Below are 18,375 nucleotides of genomic sequence, written 5' to 3' on the forward strand. Positions count from 1 at the left end.
TGGCACACTCCATAACCTCAGGAGTTATTAATCATATTATGATTGACATGTTGCGTAGACACTCATAGACTCACTTCTCAATCATAAATTTGCATGGCGTTCCGGATAATTAAAAAAAATGAACAAAAAAATTTGGTTTATGGAAGGTTTGTCCTCCCAGCGAGATATTATTCAGGGGGTAAAATCATTTGCACAAAAAAATAATTTTGCCATTACCGTTTTTGCCTCCCACCGTAACGAAAGAAATGAAATCCTTTCCGTTGCCGATTATTCTTTGACTGAACCTGAAGATCCTCAAAAACGTCTCCAGTTTATTCAGGAAACCATTCAGACCTACGGCATCCACCATATTCATACTGGCCGTAACAGCCAGTGGTTTGAAGAACACCGTTCAGCCATTGAATCGACCGGTGCCACCCTTACTACCGGTGCAACGGGCGTCGACTGGTTAACTCTGGCTGACGAAAAAGTTACTTTTGCTCAGTTTATGGAGCAAAAGGGTCTCCCGGTCGTACCATCCTGGCGGGTGAATACGCTGGCAGAATTAAAGACACACCTCGCGGCCCCGCCGTTCACTGACAGCCCGGTATGCGTGAAGCCGGTGACGGGTATCTATGGCATGGGATTCTGGCGCTTTGATGACAGTGCTTCGCCTATGGCCGTCTTTAATCATCCCGAACATCGTCTGGTCAGTCCGCAACAGTATATTGCAGCAGCATCAGCTGCTGAGTCGTTTAAACCCCTTGTTTTGATGCCGTACCTGCCAGGCCCGGAATTTTCCGTCGATATCCTCGCGGATAAGGGCGAAATACTCGCAGCCGTGGGACGCCGTAAGGAAGGGGCTATCCAGTATCTGGTAAACGAAGGAAGCGCCTGGGAACTGGCGTGTGACTGCGCCCGTGTTATGAAGGCCGACGGGCTGGTGAATGTTCAGACGCGAAACGATGTGAATGGCAACCCGGTGCTGCTTGAAACCAACATGCGTCCGTCAGGGGGGGTGGGTTATACCCTTCACAGCGGGGTGAACCTTCCTGGGTTATTTGCTGCCTTTAAGCTCGGTCTGATGTCTGAAGATATGGTGCGCCAGAGCGCTAAAAACACCTTTTCTCCGGTTGCGGTGAGATCCATTACGGATGTAATTGCATACCCGGAATCACTCTCTAACCTTCTGAATTAAGGCGTATTTATGTCTGACATCCTCGAAGATATGATTTATCGCCGTACCCTCTCATGCGGTACGATTCAGGTAACCCGCGACCAGGGTGAAGTTTCGCTCGATGACCTGTTTGATATCGCTGAAAGACGTAACCCGAAACGCGCCTTTCTGTTTGTCAGCAAAGTACTCGGCAGACACATTCCCGTGCCACCCTCAGTCATGCGGCAGGCCTATAGACAGCTTGCCAGCCAGTTCCCCGCAACGCTGACAGGGCCCGTACTCTTTATCGGTATGGCTGAAACCGCCGTTGGGCTTGGGGCCGGTGTGTTTGATGAAGTGCGCCACCAGCATCGTGAATCTGTATATCTGACCTCTACCCGTCACCCGGTTGATGGCACGTTGCTTTGCGAGTTCAAGGAAGAACACAGCCACGCCACTGATCATCTGATCTATCTGCCAGATGATGAAGAGAAAAGACGTCGTGTTACCAACGCGCGAACGCTGGTTTTGATTGATGACGAGGCAACCACCGGTAATACCTTTATTAACCTGCTTTCTGCCCTGCGTAATACCGGCAAGCTTCAACATATTGAACAGGTTATCGCCGTTACGCTTACCGACTGGAGTGGCAAAGCCTTGTCCGAGCGCAGCACCTTACCCGTCACTTCTGTTTCTCTTGTAAGCGGTCAGTGGGGATGGACCACATTACCAGATGCACCGGTCCCGGACATGCCGAAAGTCAACGTAACTTCACGCGGAGAATGGGACATCCAGGGGAAACAGTCATGGGGTCGACTGGGGATGCTCGCACCTGCGGCCGATCTCGGCCATGAGGTTTCCGTCCGCAAAGGGGAGCGTGTTCTGGTTCTCGGGACAGGGGAATTCGTCTGGGAGCCGTTCCTGCTTGCAGAACGGCTCGAAGCTGCCGGGGCAAAGGCATTTTACGGTTCGACCACCCGCTCCCCTATCGCCGTTGGTTATGCCATTGAGTCCGCCATTTCCTTTACGGATAACTACGGGCTGGGCATCCCCAATTTTGTCTATAACGTCGCCCACCAGCAGTTTGACCGCATTCTTGTGTGTACTGAGACACCCGCAGAAAGTATTGACGCGCAGCTTCTTAAGGCGCTGGCTGAGGTTGCGCCCGTCGTGGAGATTGTTACCTATGAATAAACCCGTTGTTCTGAGCGACCTTGACGACACGCTCTTTCAGACCCGTCGTAAAATGGTAGACGAGCTGGCCCTGGAGCCATTTCGTACCGGTGCCGTTGATCGCACCCTGAATCCACGAAGTTTTATGACAGAAGAACAGTCCATGCTGGTGGACTGGCTCCTTGAGCAGGCTGAACTCATTCCTGTTACCGCTCGGGGAACTGAAGAAATCAGCCGCGTCAGGATCCCTTTCCGCTCCTGGGCAATCACCACGCATGGGGCCGTCATTCTAACGCCAGAGGGAACGCCCGACGAGGAATGGAAGGCCCTTATGCTCGACCAGTTAGCGCCCTACCAGGAAAGGTTAGAGTCTATGCAACGTCTGATCACTGAAATGATGGACGCAAAGGGGATCAAGGCCTGGGCAAGGCTTAACTATGAATATGATGAAACTCCGGTTTATATGGTGATGAAACACCGGGACAGCACACGCCTCGATGAGCTCACTGCTATTGCTGATGAAATTGAAAAGGTGTTCTCAACGGAAGGTTTCTACATCCATCGAAACAGTAATAACGTAGCCTGGCTCCCCACGCCGGTTGAGAAGGGGCGAGCTGTCAGTTGGCTGCTCGAAAAGCTTCGCGCTGAGCGCGGGGTTTTCCCCGTAATAGGTCTGGGTGACAGCCTGAGCGATCACCGTTTTATGAAACTGTGCAGCTGGTTTGGCATTCCGCGACAGAGTCAGTTTGCAGAGGCCATTTCACAGCGAATTTTTGGAGAAGAATAAAATGCAGCCACATGAAACATTCGCTGGCTCATACCAGCCCGGTGACGTGGAGTTTCTGCTAAAGCCGGTAGTCATTGAGATGACGCCGGTTGAGCAAAAAGAAGAGCTGATTCAGTCCGGAAAGAAACATTATTCGGACATGCTCAGCCAGGAGCCAGCACCCACACAATGGCATCTTGATTTGTTTCACCGGGCGCTGGATCGGGGGGCAGACCGGCTTGCAAAAGAAGTCACGCAGCTCGCTATTGCTCTGGTCGAACGCTTCGGTGATGAGCCCATCGTTCTGGCCAGTCTTGTCAGGGCAGGTGTGCCCCTCGGCGTTATGCTGCACCAGACCCTGCGTGATATGGGGAAAACCTCATGGCATTACGGCATCAGTATCATCCGGGATCGCGGAATTGACAGTACAGCACTTGACGTCATTGAAGAGCGACACGGTACCAGCGGTATTGTGTTTGTTGACGGATGGACAGGTAAAGGTGCAATTACCGGAGAGCTTGTACGCGCACTGAAAGATCGCCCGGGCTATCCTGAGCAGCCGCGACTGGTTGTCCTGGCGGATCCCTGTGGCTGCTCCTGGCTTGCTGCCAGTGATGATGACTGGCTCATTCCTTTTGGCATCATGGGTGCGCCGGTATCAGGCCTGATCTCCCGGTCAGTATGGTCCTCTGAAGGATTACATGGGTGCATGGTTTGCGAGCATCTCAGTGAATTCGAATGCAGCCGGATGCTTGTCGATACCGTCGCTCATTTCCGTAAGAAGTTAACACCGACATCCCTCGCTCCCCTGAGCTGGAATACGGAGTCAGCCCGGATCTTATGGCAGACAAGTCGCGACGTTATCGCGTTCCTGGCCGATGAATTTAAAGTGGACAGCGTCAATCGTATTAAACCCGGTATTGCTGAAGCAACCCGGGCTGTATTGCGTCGGGTACCGGACCATATATTTGTGCGTTCTATTGACGACCCGGACGTTGCCTTGCTTGTAGGGCTTGCTCGTGAAAAGGGAATAGTTGTTACAGAAATGGGGGGAACCCTCGGCCAGTATCGGGCTGTAACCATTATCAAGAAGGTACTCTGATGAAAAATCGTCTTTCTCCCTGGAATCTGGGAGCCACGCTATACATGCCTGCAACACGGGAAGATATTGCTGATGCCGTCCTGCATGGGAAAATCCCGGGTTTGCGCTCTCTGGTAATTTGCCTTGAGGATGCTGTCAGTGAAGCAGACATCCCCATCGCCCTCATAAATCTGGAGCACCTGCTGCACGAGCTCAGTAACAGCATGCGTAGCCTGGGTAAAAATGACTGGCCTCTGGTGTTCATTCGCCCCCGGCATGCCGACATGGGCAGATGGTTAAAAGCGCATTATGATCTTTCCGCTGTCGACGGGTTTGTGTTGCCGAAATTTACCCTCAGTTCGTTAGCTGAATGGTGGGATATCATGGGCGGGACTCACCTGTGCATGATGCCAACGCTGGAAACAGAAGACGTCTTTGACGTGGCTCAGATGCGGGAGCTGGCCACCCGTCTGGTGGAACATCCCTGCCACGACCGCATTATTGCGCTTCGAATCGGCGGCAACGATCTTATGAACGTTGTGTCGCTTCGCCGTCCCCGGGACCTGACGCTGTATGACAGCCCGATGGGCTACGTCATCAAAATGCTCGTTTCGGTCTTCGGCCCGCGTGATTTTGCCCTGACCGCGCCCGTATGTGAGCATATTGACGATCATGCCGTAATGGCCAGAGAGCTGGCTCTTGATATGGCACATGGGCTTGTTGGGAAAACGGCCATTCACCCGGGTCAGATAGAGGTCATTCAAAACGCGCTGATGGTCACTCAGGGTGAGCATTCTGACGCTCTGCGGATCCTGAACTCTACCCAGGCCGTGTTTAAGTCGCAGGGAGCAATGTGTGAACCCGCCACACATCGCCGCTGGGCGGCTGGCATTCTGGACAGAGCTCGTTTTTATGGGTTACAGAACGAGCAAAGCGCTGATGGAATCAGATTACTTACCGTGACCCAGCATCATTAAGGAAATCATAATGGGGTTCAGGTTCAGAAAGTCGATCAACATTATTCCTGGTGTTCGCCTCAACCTGAGTAACGGTGCACCGAGCCTGAGTGTCGGGCCGAGAGGTGCTTCCGTTTCTTTTGGAAGCCGGGGGACCTATGCCAATCTGGGCTTGCCCGGTACCGGGCTGAGTTACCGTACCCGGCTTGACCGGGCCGCGCGTTCCGGAGGTGGGAACCGGACGGCTACCGACCCGGGGCTCAGACAGGCGCTTGAGCAGGAAGCCGCTGATCTCATGTCAGCGGTGACCGCAATCCGTAATATTCACGAGCTGACGCCGGATCCTAAAACAGGCATCAGCTGGGCAGAGCTGGAAGCAGTATACCTGCATAACAGAACGTCGCCTTTTCAGGTTCCGGCACCGGTGCGTCCAGAAAAGCCAGACTATCTTGCATTGCCGGAAAAGCCTGCCGAGAGCGAAGGCATTAGTTTTCTGGGTAAATGGTTTGAATCGGAATCAGCTAAAGCTGAGCGCCACGCCGAAAATCTTCGCCGGTGGCAGCAGGAGCTGATTGATGTGGAGCGTGAGAATACCCTTCGACAGCACCGGTACCAGCAACAACGGACGGCCTGGGCCGAACAGTATGCAAACTGGAAGTTTGAGGCTGAAGAACATGAAAAACGGCTCGCCACGGCTCAGGCAGATGCCCGGCAGCAGTTCCGGACAGACGCCGCGTTTTTCGAATCATACCTGGCGGGTGTGCTGGCAGAAACTGAATGGCCGCGTGAAACGCTTGTTGCATTTGAAGTAAAGCCGGAGCTATCAGCAGTCCTGCTGGATGTTGATTTAGCTGAGATTGAAGATTTCCCTGATAAGATTTACGGCGTTAATGCCCGGGGCACGGAGCTGACGGAAAAAGCCATGACGCAAAAAGCCGTACGCGAAAACTATGCCCGCCACGTCCATGGCTGCTTGTTCCGCCTGGTCGGTATCGTTTTACATACGCTACCGTTCGACAACGTGATTGTGTCAGGCTTTACGCAACGGGTCAGTAAGCGGACCGGCTATCTGGAGGATGAGTATATCCTGTCCTGCAAATGCAGTCGCAGCCAGATGTCGTCAGTAAATTTTGCAGGCTTAGAACACATTGATCCGGTTGAAGCGTTAGGCGATCAACCGGTTATTCGAAAGATGAGCAGTACCTTCATTTTTCAGCCTATTGAACCACTAACCCTTTAAGCAGGCTAAATCTTACGATGCAATTAAATACCAGACAGGCCCGGATTTTTAAGCTTGCCAACTTACTGGGCACCGGCAAGCCCGTTTCCGCTGCCGACATTATAACCAGTCTGGAATGCTCAGAGCCGACATTAACCCGGGCACTCAAAGAGCTACGCGAGTCATATTCTGCGGAGATCAAATACAGCAAGGCAGGTCATTCATACCATCTCGTTAATCCGGGCCAGCTGGATAAAAAGACCCTTCGCCGGATGAATGAAGCGCTCGCACAGAATGCTGAACTGAAAACCGGTGAGTCCACAGGGAAGGTCGTACTCGATAAGGATAAAAAAACAGCCGTGTCATTATCGCTACGCATGCGGATTTTAAGAAAAATTGACCGTCTGGCTGCGCTGAGTGGCTCGACCCGAAGTGAAGCGGTAGAGAAGCTGGCTCTGCACTCCGTTGATGAACTGATAAAAGAATACAGCGCTAAAAAGTCCTGACGCTAAATCTCAGACCGGGGTGAAAACCCCGGTTTTGTCATATTTCACCTCTGTATCTGCGTGACGGAGTTTTGATCTATTCTCCTCCCGCAATGTCAGCAGCGCCTTTCTGCCTACAAAACCTGGTGTCTTGACATCCTCTTGTGCTACACATCAATCTTTGGGCGATTTACACTCCATTCATGCAGATCTGTGATGTATGATGATTTTCATACATAAGAAAGTTTATTTTTGCCGGAGTTTTTTTCAGAAATCTTATATTCCAGTACGGTCTGAATTTTTTTCTCTGATAAGAGGCCATTCACATGTCGGTAATTCAATGGTGGTTAACTTATTTCTTTAATGCCGCTTCTGAGTATTTAATCTCCACCCGACAGATGTCGTGCCGTTTTATCAAATCTACAAACTCTGGCCTCTTCCTGAAACTACTCTCCTCTTCCGATCTCTTAAGAAGGAATTACATTTGAGACGCTTACCCGTATATCTGCTACTCGACACGTCCGGCTCTATGCACGGAGAGCCTATCGAAGCGGTTAAGAATGGCGTTCAGACGCTGCTTACCACGCTGAAACAGGATCCGTATGCACTCGAAACGGCTTACGTGTCAGTGATCACCTTTGATTCTTCAGCCCGACAGGCAGTCCCCCTGACAGACCTCCTGAGTTTCCAGATGCCAGCACTAACAGCCAGCGGCACCACGTCTCTTGGCGAAGCGCTTACCCTGACGGCCAGCTCCATTGCCAAAGAAGTACAGAAAACGACGGCTGACACTAAAGGTGACTGGCGTCCCCTAGTATTCCTGATGACGGATGGAAGTCCGAATGATGACTGGCGTAAAGGCCTGAATGACTTTAAAGCCGCCAGAACCGGCGTTGTTGTGGCATGTGCAGCCGGGCATGATGCCGATACCAGCGTCCTCAAAGAAATCACTGAAATCGTGGTTCAGCTCGATACAGCTGACAGTTCGACGATTAAAGCTTTCTTTAAATGGGTCAGTGCGAGCATTTCGGTAGGCAGTCAGAAAGTGGAGTCCAGCAAAAAAGAAGTGATCGGTCTTGAAGACCTGCCACCGCCGCCGCCAGAAGTAAATGTGGTCTTATAATTTTATTAATTAAGGGGATGTCATGTCTGTCAGTCTGAGCAAAGGCCAGGGCGTAAGCCTGAAAAAAAATGAATACGATCTCTCGTCCGTTACTATCGGCCTGGGTTGGGATATTAATGAGGAAAAGAAAGGTTTCCTCGGCGGGATCTTTGGTAAAAAAGAAGAAGAATACGACCTTGATGTGATCGCTTTCCTGTGTAATTCAGCCGGAAAGGTGACCGATCTCGGCAATGTGGAAAATGGTAAACCAACGCTTGTGAATGGCGATATCATCTTTTTCAACAGCCTTCGCCATAAGTCAGGCAATATCTGGCTGACAGGCGATAACCGAACCGGAGCCGGTGACGGTGACGATGAGCAAATTATTGTGCGCCTGAATTCCCTTGACGCTCAGTACGAGAAAATTGTGTTCATCGTTCAGATCTACAATGGTGAAAAGCTCCAGCAGCACTTTGGTAAAGTTCAGAATGCCTTCATCCGGGCAGTAGATGCCCGTAATATTGAAATGGCACGATTCGATCTTTCTGGCGGACCCGCCTTTGCCAGCCAGCGCTCCATGGTCTTTGCCGAGCTGATACGCGAACCTACAGGCTGGAAACTCAAGGCAATTGGTGAGCCTTCAGAATCAGATTCGTTTGTCTCACACCTGAGGAATTACATCTGATGCGTCGCCTGCCTGTTTACCTTGTTATCGACACCTCCGGTTCAATGCGCGGTGAGTCCATCCATTCCGTTAACGTTGGAATTCAGGCGATGCTAAACGCACTCCGCCAGGATCCATACGCCCTCGAAAGTGTCCATGTCTCCATTATCACCTATGACAATGAGGCGCGTGAGTTTATTCCTCTCACGCCGCTGGAAGACTTCCAGTTTTCTGACATCGTTGTGCCAAGCGCTGGCGGGACGTTCACCGGCGCTGCCCTTGAATGTCTGATGCAGTGTGTAGACCGGGATGTGCGTCGCTCAGATGGTGATACAAAAGGAGACTGGCGTCCCCTGGTATTCCTGATGACTGATGGTACGCCTTCTGATGCCATGGCGTACGGTGAAGCGGTAAAAGCTATTCGTGGCCGGGGATTTGGCTCCATCATTGCCTGTGCGGTAGGTCCTAAAGCAGGCCACGAGCATTTAAAACAGCTCACTGATAAGGTTGTGTCTCTGGAGACTCTCGACTCAACCGCTTTTGCAGGTTTCTTTAAATGGGTTTCGGCCAGCGTTTCTTCCGGTAGCACAAGCGCGGGGATCAATGCCGGAACAGATACCCTCCCACCTCCTCCACCAGAAATACAGCTGGTGCTCTGACAGACAGGAAGGTGCTGCTTTACCCGGCAAACGCCTTCCTTTACAGAACCGTTTTCTGCTGACTGTTACCAGCCGTACGAGGGATATTATGAGACGCCTTCCCGTTTTTTTTGTTCTGGACTGTTCAGAGTCCATGATCGGTGAAAACCTGAAAAAAATGACTGATGGTCTGCAAATGATCGTCGGAGATTTAAGAAAAGATCCACACGCACTGGAAACGGCCTGGGTCTCGGTAATCGCATTTGCCGGAATAGCCCGCACGATTGTACCTCTGCACGAAATTGCCTCGTTCTACCCTCCCCGCCTTCCCGTTGGCGGCGGCACGAGCCTTGGGGCTGCATTGCGTGAGTTGACCGTGCAAATTGATACTCAGGTAAGAAAAACCACTCATGAGACTAAAGGCGACTGGAAACCCGTAGTGTATCTCCTTACCGACGGACGTCCGACTGACGACACAACCTTAGAAGTGAAACGCTGGAAAAATAACTACGCGAGTAAGGTGAATCTCATTGCCGTTGGCCTGGGACCGTCAGCGGACCTGAATATCCTGCGGCAGCTGACAGAAAATGTCATGCTATTCACAGAGTCACAGGAAGGCGACTTTACCCGCTTCATCAAATGGATCACGGCCTCGGTTACTGCTCACAGCCGCAGTGTCGGGGACGAAAAACAACCGGAGCTCAGCCAGACTGAATACATAGTTCGCCTGTCCAAAGACGAGTATGTAAAAGCGTACGACGAAAACTGCGTTACGCTCACCGGGCGTTGCAGCAAGACTCGTCGACCGTACCTGATGAAATATGAACGGCCACCAGCAAGGGTTTCCGGGCTCGATTTCAACCTGAACCTGAACAACTTTAATATTGCCGGATGCTATCCCATTGATGAGGACTATTTTGCGTGGTCAGATGCCACCGCTACCGATTTGCAGGTAAACACAAGCGAACTGCATGGTGTACCGGGTTGCCCCCACTGTGGTAATGCCAGTGCGTTTGCCATGTGCTCATGCGGGAAGTTGCTCTGCATTGATGGCCCCGATGACGTGATCTGCCCATGGTGTGAAAAAGGTCTTTCATTCAGCAATGATGGCGGAAACACTAACTTCGACGTAAACAGAGGGAGAGGTTGATGTCGCAAAATACGTCACTTGAAGAAAAGATTATCCGCTTAGTTCTGTCTGAGCTCAGCCACACCGCAGAAGGTGAGCGGCTTTCCCTTCCATCCCAGGATCCTGCCCTGTCTGCCGAGGTTATGCAGCTTATAAAGCGGATTGAGAACCTTGCAAAAGGTACCTCTGCACTGGTTAACGAAGGTGAGAACGAATCAGTGACTGCCCTCCCGCCTGCTCCAGGCCTTGCCGAAAAGCAACAGCCGGTCGGGACTGATGAGGATATGCAGGGAAACCACGCTATTGACAAAAAAGAGACGCAAACAGCCACAGTCAACGAAACCAGCCCTACATTGTGGAAATTGATGCCTTTTTACGAACTTCAGAAACCAGGAAAAAATGAAACTGAAAACCAGCCGTCTCCGATACTAAAACCTGGGCAGGTACCGGAAAGCCAGCATCGGACCGGGTCAGCAGTGCAATGTGTAATGCCCCCGACAGCGAGAATAACCATACCCAACGCCCGCGCAGGCGAACGTTTCTCTTCGCCGGTTGCCATCATACTGGATGAGGGTGGACGGGCGACGATAAGAGACGTTGTCTTTCCCCGGGACATTGGCTTGTCGTATAAAAAAGAACAAGGGTTGCTCACTGGCATACCCACTGAAATTGGCGATATTGAGCTTTCAGTACTGTGGTCATACACTTCGCACGACGAATGCGAAACAAAGTTACTTTTTGTAGTAAACCCGGATCCGAGAAGCCTGTGGAAGGTAATAGAACCACCAGCAGACGCTCCCTACCCTAAGGCCCATCTGGACTCTGCTGGCCTGGTCAGAGATAACATATGTATTGCTGCCGCCAGTCGCCGGGGCCGCTCTCATGAGCATGCCGGGAGCTTCAGAGATGATGACTTCTATATCAACCACTGCCAGGAAACAGGATGGTCTGTCATGCTGGTCGCAGACGGGGCCGGTAGTGCAGTAAATTCCAGAGAGGGATCGCGAATTGCAGTCATGACGGCTGGCGATTACCTTTTCAATCAGCTCAGTGGAGTGAAAGGCGTCCGTTTAAAAGAGCATATCACGACTTGGGAAGGGAGCGATCAGCAGGCAACCATAAACGCCATGCTTCATCATTTTAAACAGGCAGCTACGCTCGCGGTCAACAGCATCCAGAACGAAGCCATTTGTGCAGAACAACCTGTGAAATCCTATTCAACAACCCTTCTTGCAACTGTAGCACTGCGAACTGAAAACGAGCTGTTTGCAGCTGCTTTCTGGCTTGGCGATGGTGCGATAGGTGCATACAGTCCTTCAGGTAAAGTCAGGATACTTGGAAATCCCGATAGCGGAGAATACGCAGGACAAACCCGCTTCCTTGACCAGAGCATTATCGCAGACCCATCATTTACTGGTCGCATCAGCGTGGGCAAATGGAATGACGTATCTCACTTGATCCTTATGACCGACGGCGTATCAGACCCTCTGTTTGAGACTGATAACGGGCTTCGCAGTGACGAAAAATGGACCCGTCTCATTAATGAGATCTCCCCTATCCTCGCAGACGCCAGTATTGCGTCTGAGGGGTTAGGCGACTGGTTAAACTTTTTCTCCACTGGGAACCATGATGACCGCACTATTGCGGTGTTGTGGTAAGGGATACGCTTTTTCGGTGATCAATATGGCAAATATCGTTACGTGTAAAACAAAGAACGGCGAAACAGTCCAGTATGTTGACGAGGTGATTGGTTCAGGCTCGATGAAGGATGTTTACTTTTCGCCTGATAAATCTTACGTCGTCGCTTTTTATCAAAAACCGCAGAATGAGCAGGCCCGGGATCGTATTGATATGATCACCGGCCGCTACAGGCAAAACATTTTTGGACAATCCGGTGGCGAATACTGGAAGGATCTGTTTTGTTGGCCGACCCACGTTGTTGAGCATGGGAATAAAATCGGTATCGTGGTTCCAACCTACCAGAACCATTTTTTCTTTAAATATGGTTCCAAAAACGATGATTTTCTGGATATTAAAGGCCGGGAGAAAGAAGGCAAATGGTTTGCCAGCGCCAGCAACCAGAATAAATTCCTCGATCCGCGTGAACGAGGCAATACGCTTACCTATCTCAAAGTCTGTCTGCTGCTGACAAGAGCCGTCAGAAGGATGCATGCAGCTGGCCTCTGTCACAGCGATCTCAGCTATAAAAACGTGCTGATTGATCCAGAAATGGGCCATGCCTGCATCATTGACGTAGACGGCCTAGTCGTTCCTGGAAAGTATCCTCCCGATGTGGTGGGCACTCCGGATTTTATCGCTCCGGAGGTGGTGAAAACCAGCCATCTTTCCAAAGAAGATCCGAACCGCGTACTGCCAAGCATTACTACTGACCGCCATGCACTGTCGGTGCTTATCTACATGTACCTGTTTTTCCGTCATCCGCTACGTGGCGGAAAAATACATGACATGTCGGATGAAGTGCGTGATGAAACCTTATCAATGGGTGAGAAAGCGCTCTTCATTGAACATCCGACAGACAAAAGTAATGCAGTCAAAATCAGTCAGTTATCCTCCTTTTCACTTCCCTGGGCTGACCCGGGTAAAATTCCTTACACCATCATGGGTCCCTACCTGACGTCATTGTTTGATCGAGCCTTCATCGATGGCTTACATGATGCCACAAAACGCCCTACCGCCGATGAGTGGGAAAGTGCCTTGGTTAAGACCGTTGACCTGATACAGCCCTGCCAAAACACGAAATGTGAACAGAAGTGGTACGTTTTCTCGGGTAAGACAAAGCCGGTCTGTCCTTACTGCGGTACGCCGTATAAAGGTAAGTTGCCAGTGCTTAATTTTTATTCTTCTCGTAAAGAAGGCAGCTATCGTCCTGACGATCACCGGTTGATGGTCTGGAGCGGGCAGTCTATCTATGCGTGGCATGTGAATCGTCTTATCGCGCCAAATGAACGTACAACGGATGCACAAAGGAAACGGGTTGGTTATTTTGTTTACCATAACGATCAATGGTGGTTGGTAAATGAAGGCATATCAGGACTAATGTCATTACCGGATAAGCGGCAGATTATGGTTGGGGAAAAAATAGAACTGAAGAATAACGCTCAATTTGTTTTGTCAAAAGAGGAAGGTGGCAGGCTGGTAGTCGTTCAATTAGTAGAAAACTAACAAATATCTCTTACCAGATTTTAGCTGTTACGGCATTGAGCCACTCATCGCGACTAATTCGATGAGCGGCCCGCCAAACGAGGCTGTGAAGCGCTTATGAAGGCGATGGATCGGTTTAACAAAGAGCTGCGTAGCTCTCTGTTCCTGCTTGGGGAAGGGATTCAGCAGGATTTCAGGGGGTAGCAGACCATACTGTCAATGTCGCCACGGTATACCACTCGCTGGAATGAGCTACTTGTCGTAAAAGCCTGACATCCATGCCAGTGTTACCCGGCATGGTCAGTTCTGGCATGAAAAGCTACTTTAACCACCACGGGCCTTCTGGATTGCGTATTTCAGGGTAGCTTCGTCGACAGCCCCCGGGATGAATGATGTCGTTGCAGCATCGGGTTTTTGCATGTTCATGATAATGAACCCTGGCGTTCCGCTGATCCCGAGAGCTTCCCCCAGTTGCATATTTCCGGAAATGACATTCTCATAGCGACTTTTTTCTCGATCGCTGAATGAGCTGTTGAACCCGGATTTATTCACCACCATGTCTAAATCACTGAGCGTAAACCCTCGCTGGTTGTTGAAGAATACATACGCGCTGGTCATCAGGTTGTTGTGGTACTTACGATACGCTTCAGCGCCAAATGCCTGGTACACATGCAGGCCTGTCGCCGCCCCCATCGCAGAAACGGGTTTCGAACCAGCGAAGATTGGAAATTCTTTAAAGAAGAATTTAACATCGCTGCTCTGGCTCAACACGGATTCAACGACCGGCGCTACCTTCATACAGAAATGGCACTGGTAGTCGAAAAACTCGATGACGGCGACGGCCGCATTATCCGGTCCAATGTTGGGAGTCTCTTTGGTCTCGAAGAGAGCCGGTGCGTAAGGGATGATCCGCTCAAGGGAGGCGTTGGTATTTTGGTTTTCAAGAGCCTTACCCGCTTCAAGCAGATACTGAGGATTTTTTACCAGATAGGTAGCCGCTACCTTTCCTACTTCATCGTTACTGGGGAGCTCAGTTTTAAAATATTTCGACGTGATATACACAGAGCCAGCCGTCGCAATCAACACAGAAATTAAAACAGACGCTACGGGTTTTAAATAATTTAATTTAGTCATAGCCACCTTTACGAATTCAACTTGTTAGTTATCAACCTGTGTTCGATTATACTGTCACAGCACATCGGAATTATTCGTTAAAGAACCCTTTTTGGAGGAATTAGAATGTTACGGCATTTATTCTTACTGACCGCCACAACGTTCTTATGTGGGTGCAGCTATCATTTCGGGAATGATGTTGATGCTTACGATTTAATGTCACGCCCGGTAGGCAACAAGAAATTTGAAATTGTAGCGCCTGATGACAGTATACAATCGCGCATGTTTGCAGCCCGGTTTGCGAGTGGATTAACGGGGATAGGGTTTAATATTTCCAACCATCTGCCCGACTATATTCTCAGATTCAGTTACAGTAAGACCCAGGAAAATATGCAATACAGTGAACAGCTGGTGACGGGCATAACCGGATATGTCGTCGAGAAGAAGACAACGAAAAAAGATAAACACGGGCAGACTCAGACGGACTATGACTATAAACCCGTCAGCGGGATCGTGGGGTCAGAGACGATATCACAGAGGCATTTCTGGCGCCGCCTTGATGTGGAAGTCTACCCTGCGGGGAAAGGGGCACAACAGGTTCTTAAAGTCAGTATGCAGAGCAATGCGCCAATCCCATCGGACAGCATTGCGTATTCCGCAATGATCGACGCTCTGGCCGGGAAACTGGATGCCCCGCTACGCTCCGGAAACTATGTCGCATCGGTTCCCTGGAACTAATGACCAGCACCGCAACGCCCAACCGCAAAGTGACTTTTCTCACCTGCATGCCGCACCTTTACCGGCCTCCTCTGTTGAAATCATAGAGCCGGTAAAGATCACCGATCGTCATTGCATCCACTTTGGACACGAACAAATACTCAAACTGCGCTTTCTGAATATCTGACACTGACGCATCGTCCAGCACCTCCTGGTAAAATCGAGCACTGATGCATCTCTCCGGATGCATGAACTGGTACCGACTCTGGAGAACCACCATTAGTAAAAACAGAATCAGCAGAACGAGAAGTAATATTTGGTTGGAGAGCTCCAGTCCCAGCGACACACCGATGGTTGCCAGGAAACAGAGAGTCCATCCGACCAGGGCAAAAGGAGCCTTTTGGATCTTTTGTTGGTAATAACGGAAGATCACCGGATCATTTAAATACCGCTTATCCGGTAATCCCGTTGCCCGGGTGACAATGCTGAGCCAGAGCGACATTTTCTAACCCCCAAATCGCGGATATACGGCGCTCTCAGGCCATACGTTCATAAAAGGCAACCAATGGCTGGGTGATGGGGTTTTGTACAAGCTCGGGGCGAATGGCTTTCAGCTGCCTTACCGGCGCTAGCTCATCCGTCGGCTTCACGATTCCATTGCCCGGACCTTTCCGGGTACTGTCGGTGTTCACCTTTAGCCTGTCATTATTCAGATACGATTCAACCCGCTTAGACATGGCGTCGCTGGGGGATGATGCGTCATTAAGTTTTTTTAAAACCGCGTCTTTATCCGTCTGAGCCGCAGAGACCAGCAGTTCACTGCTGGCCTCAATGTCTGCGTTGCAGGACCCGAACTGGCATTGGGCCGCAAAGACGGGTTGAGTGCCAACCGCCACGAGCATTAACGTTGTCAGTATTACAGATTTCATAATCACCTCTTGCAGTCGTGAAAAGTCACTTTTGTGCGGTGCCCATGCGGGTCACCAGATTTTCCGGGCTCAACCAGCCGGTGAACAACTGAGGTTTACCCGACAGCGTTACCATGGTTGGCGTACCCTGAAGCGGAATAGTTGAAGCAACCTGGAAATGCGATTTGATAATATCGAGGCAGGCCGCGTCAGGCCGTCCTTCCGGAATGATTGATATCGAGCTCATTGCAGCATCCAGCGCATCATTAGGTTTGGCCGCACACCAGATTTTTGCCATATTCCCCGCGACCACGGAGTTCAGGCCTGCACGCGGAAAAGTGAGGAATTTTATTGAGATCCCGGCATCGAGATAGGATTGAAGATCATGATGTAGTTTCTGGCAATACCCGCAGGTTATATCAGTAAACACCGCCAGGCGATATTTTTCATTCGCCGACTTATATTCTATGGATTTTGTTTTAGCAGCAAACTCCCTGACGCCTTTCAGTATCGCCTGTTCCGTTGTATTCTCCACATCTTTGCCGTTAACATGAAACAAGCTCCCGGTAAAAATGTAATCACCATCTTTGCTGACGTAACTCACGCCTTCTCTTGAAATCACGGTATAAATATCTTTTACTGGGGATGGTTCAATATGCTCGATGGACAGCCCAACTTCTTTTAATTTCTTCAGTGCTGCATCAGGAAGCACGTCAGTTTTCACTGTCTGGGCATTCATGCTAAAGGCCGTACAAGATGCCAGTAATAAGAATGATGCCTTGATAGTCTTATTCATTTCAGCTCCTTTAATGGAGCATTAATACTATCATGCGAAAAAATCCTCCAAATTCGCTTAAGGGACAAAATTCCCTCCCTATAGTAAAAATTTTTAGCCCGCGATGTGGGAGAATATCCAGTATGTAATTCCAGTGGAGATTATCTCGTGTTTATACCACCAGCAGATGATGTGAAACCTATTCCCGTTCCTGTTGAAGTCTACACACAGTGCATTACCGATGCCTCCCGCTTTTTCGGGATTGATGCAGAATTGGTCTTTACGCTTTTTGATAATGAAGGCGGAAAAGTGGGAACGTTCAGCCGGAATAAAAATGGCACTTATGATATTGGACCTATGCAGATCAATTCGTCCAATCTGCCGGAAATACGTGGCCACTTTCCGTCTGTTACCTGGCGGGTATTGGCCTATGACGCCTGTGCCAGTTTCTGGGTAGGTACCTGGTGGCTTTACCGGAAAATTGTAGACCGAAATGGTAATGTATTTGAAGGGATTGCCGATTACAACAGCAAAACCCCTAAGGTCCGGGCGAGGTATATCTTTAACTTCATGGTCAAATACAATCGCCGGATTCAGGGCCGGAATGGCATGGACGAGTTATATCAGTGGACGCAACCAAAGACCCAGTACAACGGACATATTGTAAAAAATGTTCCGGAGTAAATTACCCCCCTACTCTCCAATTTATTGTTTAGTTGTTTTACGTGGCTGTGAACAATTCATCACTGAGCGAGTGAAACTGTCCCGTGAAAGAGGTTAGGTATGCTCCAATCAATATACGAATTCCTGTGCAAGATACGCTGTTCTCCACAGAAGCTTAGAAATAAAGACTTGGACGGGATCTTGCCTCAGGATGAATCAACAGCTGGCTTATGGGGACCTCTGCCATTAATCCATATTGTTCTTTTCCTGGATTTTGATGGTGTAATCCACAAATGTCAGAATGAATCTTTCGAACGGATGTATTTGATTGAGAAGTTACTTGATGCAAGTCCTTCAATGTTCATCGTTATATCAAGTTCATGGAGAGAATGCGGGAGTATTACCTACCTAAAGTCACTTTTCCGCTCGCCGTACAGAGACCGGGTAATTGGCGCAACCCCATCCCTGTGTCTACCCTCGGGGGGAATAGGGGTACGTGCAGCTGAATGTGAAGAATTCGTGGCCAGGCACCAGGTAAAAGCCTTTATCTGCCTTGATGACGATACGACCCTGTTTCCGCCAGAATATCCGCACCTGATCCGTACGGATTATTACACGGGGGTTAAAGAAAAGGACATAACGGATCTGATAGCCAGATATAACCTACTGATGGCCCGTTTTTATTAAAA

General features: G+C 50.0%; 21 protein-coding genes. 17 read left to right on the forward strand and 4 right to left on the reverse strand.

The window, feature by feature from the left end; translation table 11 throughout:
* The first annotated feature begins 118 nt into the window (after positions 1–118).
* From ACMWLG_RS21095 to ACMWLG_RS21160, 14 genes are all read left to right on the forward strand, one after another.
* Entirely contained in the window at positions 119–1,177 is a 1,059-nt protein-coding gene (locus ACMWLG_RS21095) for an ATP-grasp domain-containing protein (RefSeq protein WP_015062980.1), read from the forward strand.
* 9 nt (positions 1,178–1,186) lie between these two features.
* The gene (locus ACMWLG_RS21100; RefSeq protein ID WP_032610455.1) at positions 1,187–2,329 is read left to right on the forward strand and encodes a phosphoribosyltransferase domain-containing protein; all 1,143 of its coding nucleotides are present in this window, start codon (positions 1,187–1,189) and stop codon (positions 2,327–2,329) included.
* On the forward strand, positions 2,322–3,095 hold the full coding sequence (locus ACMWLG_RS21105; protein ID WP_032610456.1) for a hypothetical protein: 774 nt from the start codon (positions 2,322–2,324) through the stop codon (positions 3,093–3,095). Before ACMWLG_RS21100 ends, ACMWLG_RS21105 begins: the two co-directional genes overlap by 8 nt.
* Before the next feature lies 1 nt (position 3,096).
* A complete protein-coding gene (locus tag ACMWLG_RS21110) occupies positions 3,097–4,176 on the forward strand; it encodes a cysteine protease StiP family protein (protein WP_032610457.1) in 1,080 nt (359 codons plus the stop codon).
* Positions 4,176–5,132, forward strand: coding sequence for an HpcH/HpaI aldolase/citrate lyase family protein (locus tag ACMWLG_RS21115; protein ID WP_032610458.1), 957 nt, complete (start codon positions 4,176–4,178; stop codon positions 5,130–5,132). The genes ACMWLG_RS21110 and ACMWLG_RS21115 overlap by 1 nt, the downstream gene beginning before the upstream one ends.
* Positions 5,133–5,142: 10 nt before the next feature.
* Complete coding sequence (locus tag ACMWLG_RS21120) at positions 5,143–6,351, forward strand: DUF4236 domain-containing protein (protein ID WP_000506888.1); 1,209 nt, start codon at positions 5,143–5,145, stop codon at positions 6,349–6,351.
* A gap of 17 nt (positions 6,352–6,368) precedes the next feature.
* Positions 6,369–6,836, forward strand: coding sequence for a tellurium resistance protein TerW (terW, locus tag ACMWLG_RS21125; RefSeq protein ID WP_001176767.1), 468 nt, complete (start codon positions 6,369–6,371; stop codon positions 6,834–6,836).
* A 463-nt stretch (positions 6,837–7,299) separates the two neighbouring features.
* Complete coding sequence (locus tag ACMWLG_RS21130; protein WP_001388628.1) at positions 7,300–7,938, forward strand: vWA domain-containing protein; 639 nt, start codon at positions 7,300–7,302, stop codon at positions 7,936–7,938.
* A 22-nt stretch (positions 7,939–7,960) separates the two neighbouring features.
* The gene (locus ACMWLG_RS21135) at positions 7,961–8,602 is read left to right on the forward strand and encodes a TerD family protein (protein WP_032610462.1); all 642 of its coding nucleotides are present in this window, start codon (positions 7,961–7,963) and stop codon (positions 8,600–8,602) included.
* On the forward strand, positions 8,602–9,240 hold the full coding sequence (locus ACMWLG_RS21140; protein ID WP_015062986.1) for a vWA domain-containing protein: 639 nt from the start codon (positions 8,602–8,604) through the stop codon (positions 9,238–9,240). The genes ACMWLG_RS21135 and ACMWLG_RS21140 overlap by 1 nt, the downstream gene beginning before the upstream one ends.
* A gap of 88 nt (positions 9,241–9,328) precedes the next feature.
* Positions 9,329–10,369 carry a TerY-C metal binding domain-containing protein gene (locus tag ACMWLG_RS21145; protein ID WP_015062987.1) on the forward strand — a complete coding sequence of 347 codons (1,041 nt, stop codon included), beginning with the start codon at positions 9,329–9,331 and terminating at the stop codon, positions 10,367–10,369.
* Positions 10,369–12,006 (forward strand): PP2C family serine/threonine-protein phosphatase, encoded by a 1,638-nt coding sequence (locus ACMWLG_RS21150; RefSeq protein WP_015062988.1) that lies wholly within the window; start codon positions 10,369–10,371, stop codon positions 12,004–12,006. The genes ACMWLG_RS21145 and ACMWLG_RS21150 overlap by 1 nt, the downstream gene beginning before the upstream one ends.
* Before the next feature lie 25 nt (positions 12,007–12,031).
* A complete protein-coding gene (locus tag ACMWLG_RS21155) occupies positions 12,032–13,531 on the forward strand; it encodes a helix-hairpin-helix domain-containing protein (protein ID WP_032610464.1) in 1,500 nt (499 codons plus the stop codon).
* Positions 13,532–13,729: 198 nt separating this feature from the next.
* Positions 13,730–13,783, forward strand: coding sequence for a DUF4113 domain-containing protein (locus tag ACMWLG_RS21160; protein WP_223203177.1), 54 nt, complete (start codon positions 13,730–13,732; stop codon positions 13,781–13,783).
* Positions 13,784–13,834: 51 nt separating this feature from the next.
* Here ACMWLG_RS21160 and ACMWLG_RS21165 read toward each other — a convergent pair whose 3' ends face one another.
* Complete coding sequence (locus tag ACMWLG_RS21165; protein WP_015062990.1) at positions 13,835–14,644, reverse strand: DsbA family protein; 810 nt, start codon at positions 14,642–14,644, stop codon at positions 13,835–13,837.
* 105 nt (positions 14,645–14,749) lie between these two features.
* Between ACMWLG_RS21165 and ACMWLG_RS21170 the strand changes: the two genes are divergently transcribed.
* Entirely contained in the window at positions 14,750–15,361 is a 612-nt protein-coding gene (locus ACMWLG_RS21170; protein ID WP_015062991.1) for a hypothetical protein, read from the forward strand.
* A gap of 58 nt (positions 15,362–15,419) precedes the next feature.
* On the opposite strand, the gene ACMWLG_RS21175 is transcribed toward ACMWLG_RS21170, so the two are convergent.
* The 3 genes from ACMWLG_RS21175 to ACMWLG_RS21185 are packed head-to-tail and all read right to left on the reverse strand — an operon-like array spanning position 15,420 to position 17,044.
* On the reverse strand, positions 15,420–15,842 hold the full coding sequence (locus ACMWLG_RS21175) for a hypothetical protein (protein WP_015062992.1): 423 nt from the start codon (positions 15,840–15,842) through the stop codon (positions 15,420–15,422).
* Between the two features lie 34 nt (positions 15,843–15,876).
* Positions 15,877–16,269 carry a hypothetical protein gene (locus tag ACMWLG_RS21180; RefSeq protein WP_032610466.1) on the reverse strand — a complete coding sequence of 131 codons (393 nt, stop codon included), beginning with the start codon at positions 16,267–16,269 and terminating at the stop codon, positions 15,877–15,879.
* A gap of 25 nt (positions 16,270–16,294) precedes the next feature.
* On the reverse strand, positions 16,295–17,044 hold the full coding sequence (locus tag ACMWLG_RS21185) for a thioredoxin fold domain-containing protein (RefSeq protein WP_032610468.1): 750 nt from the start codon (positions 17,042–17,044) through the stop codon (positions 16,295–16,297).
* Between the two features lie 147 nt (positions 17,045–17,191).
* Between ACMWLG_RS21185 and ACMWLG_RS21190 the strand changes: the two genes are divergently transcribed.
* Together ACMWLG_RS21190 and ACMWLG_RS21195 are read left to right on the forward strand one after the other, a co-directional pair.
* Positions 17,192–17,707 (forward strand): lytic transglycosylase domain-containing protein, encoded by a 516-nt coding sequence (locus tag ACMWLG_RS21190; RefSeq protein WP_032610469.1) that lies wholly within the window; start codon positions 17,192–17,194, stop codon positions 17,705–17,707.
* A 99-nt stretch (positions 17,708–17,806) separates the two neighbouring features.
* Positions 17,807–18,373 (forward strand): HAD domain-containing protein, encoded by a 567-nt coding sequence (locus ACMWLG_RS21195; protein WP_015062996.1) that lies wholly within the window; start codon positions 17,807–17,809, stop codon positions 18,371–18,373.
* Positions 18,374–18,375 lie beyond the last annotated feature (2 nt).

It is taken from the genome of Enterobacter sp. 01-M-02-SI-ECC (genome assembly GCF_047530595.1).
In the GTDB taxonomy this organism is placed as follows: domain Bacteria; phylum Pseudomonadota; class Gammaproteobacteria; order Enterobacterales; family Enterobacteriaceae; genus Enterobacter; species Enterobacter cloacae_M.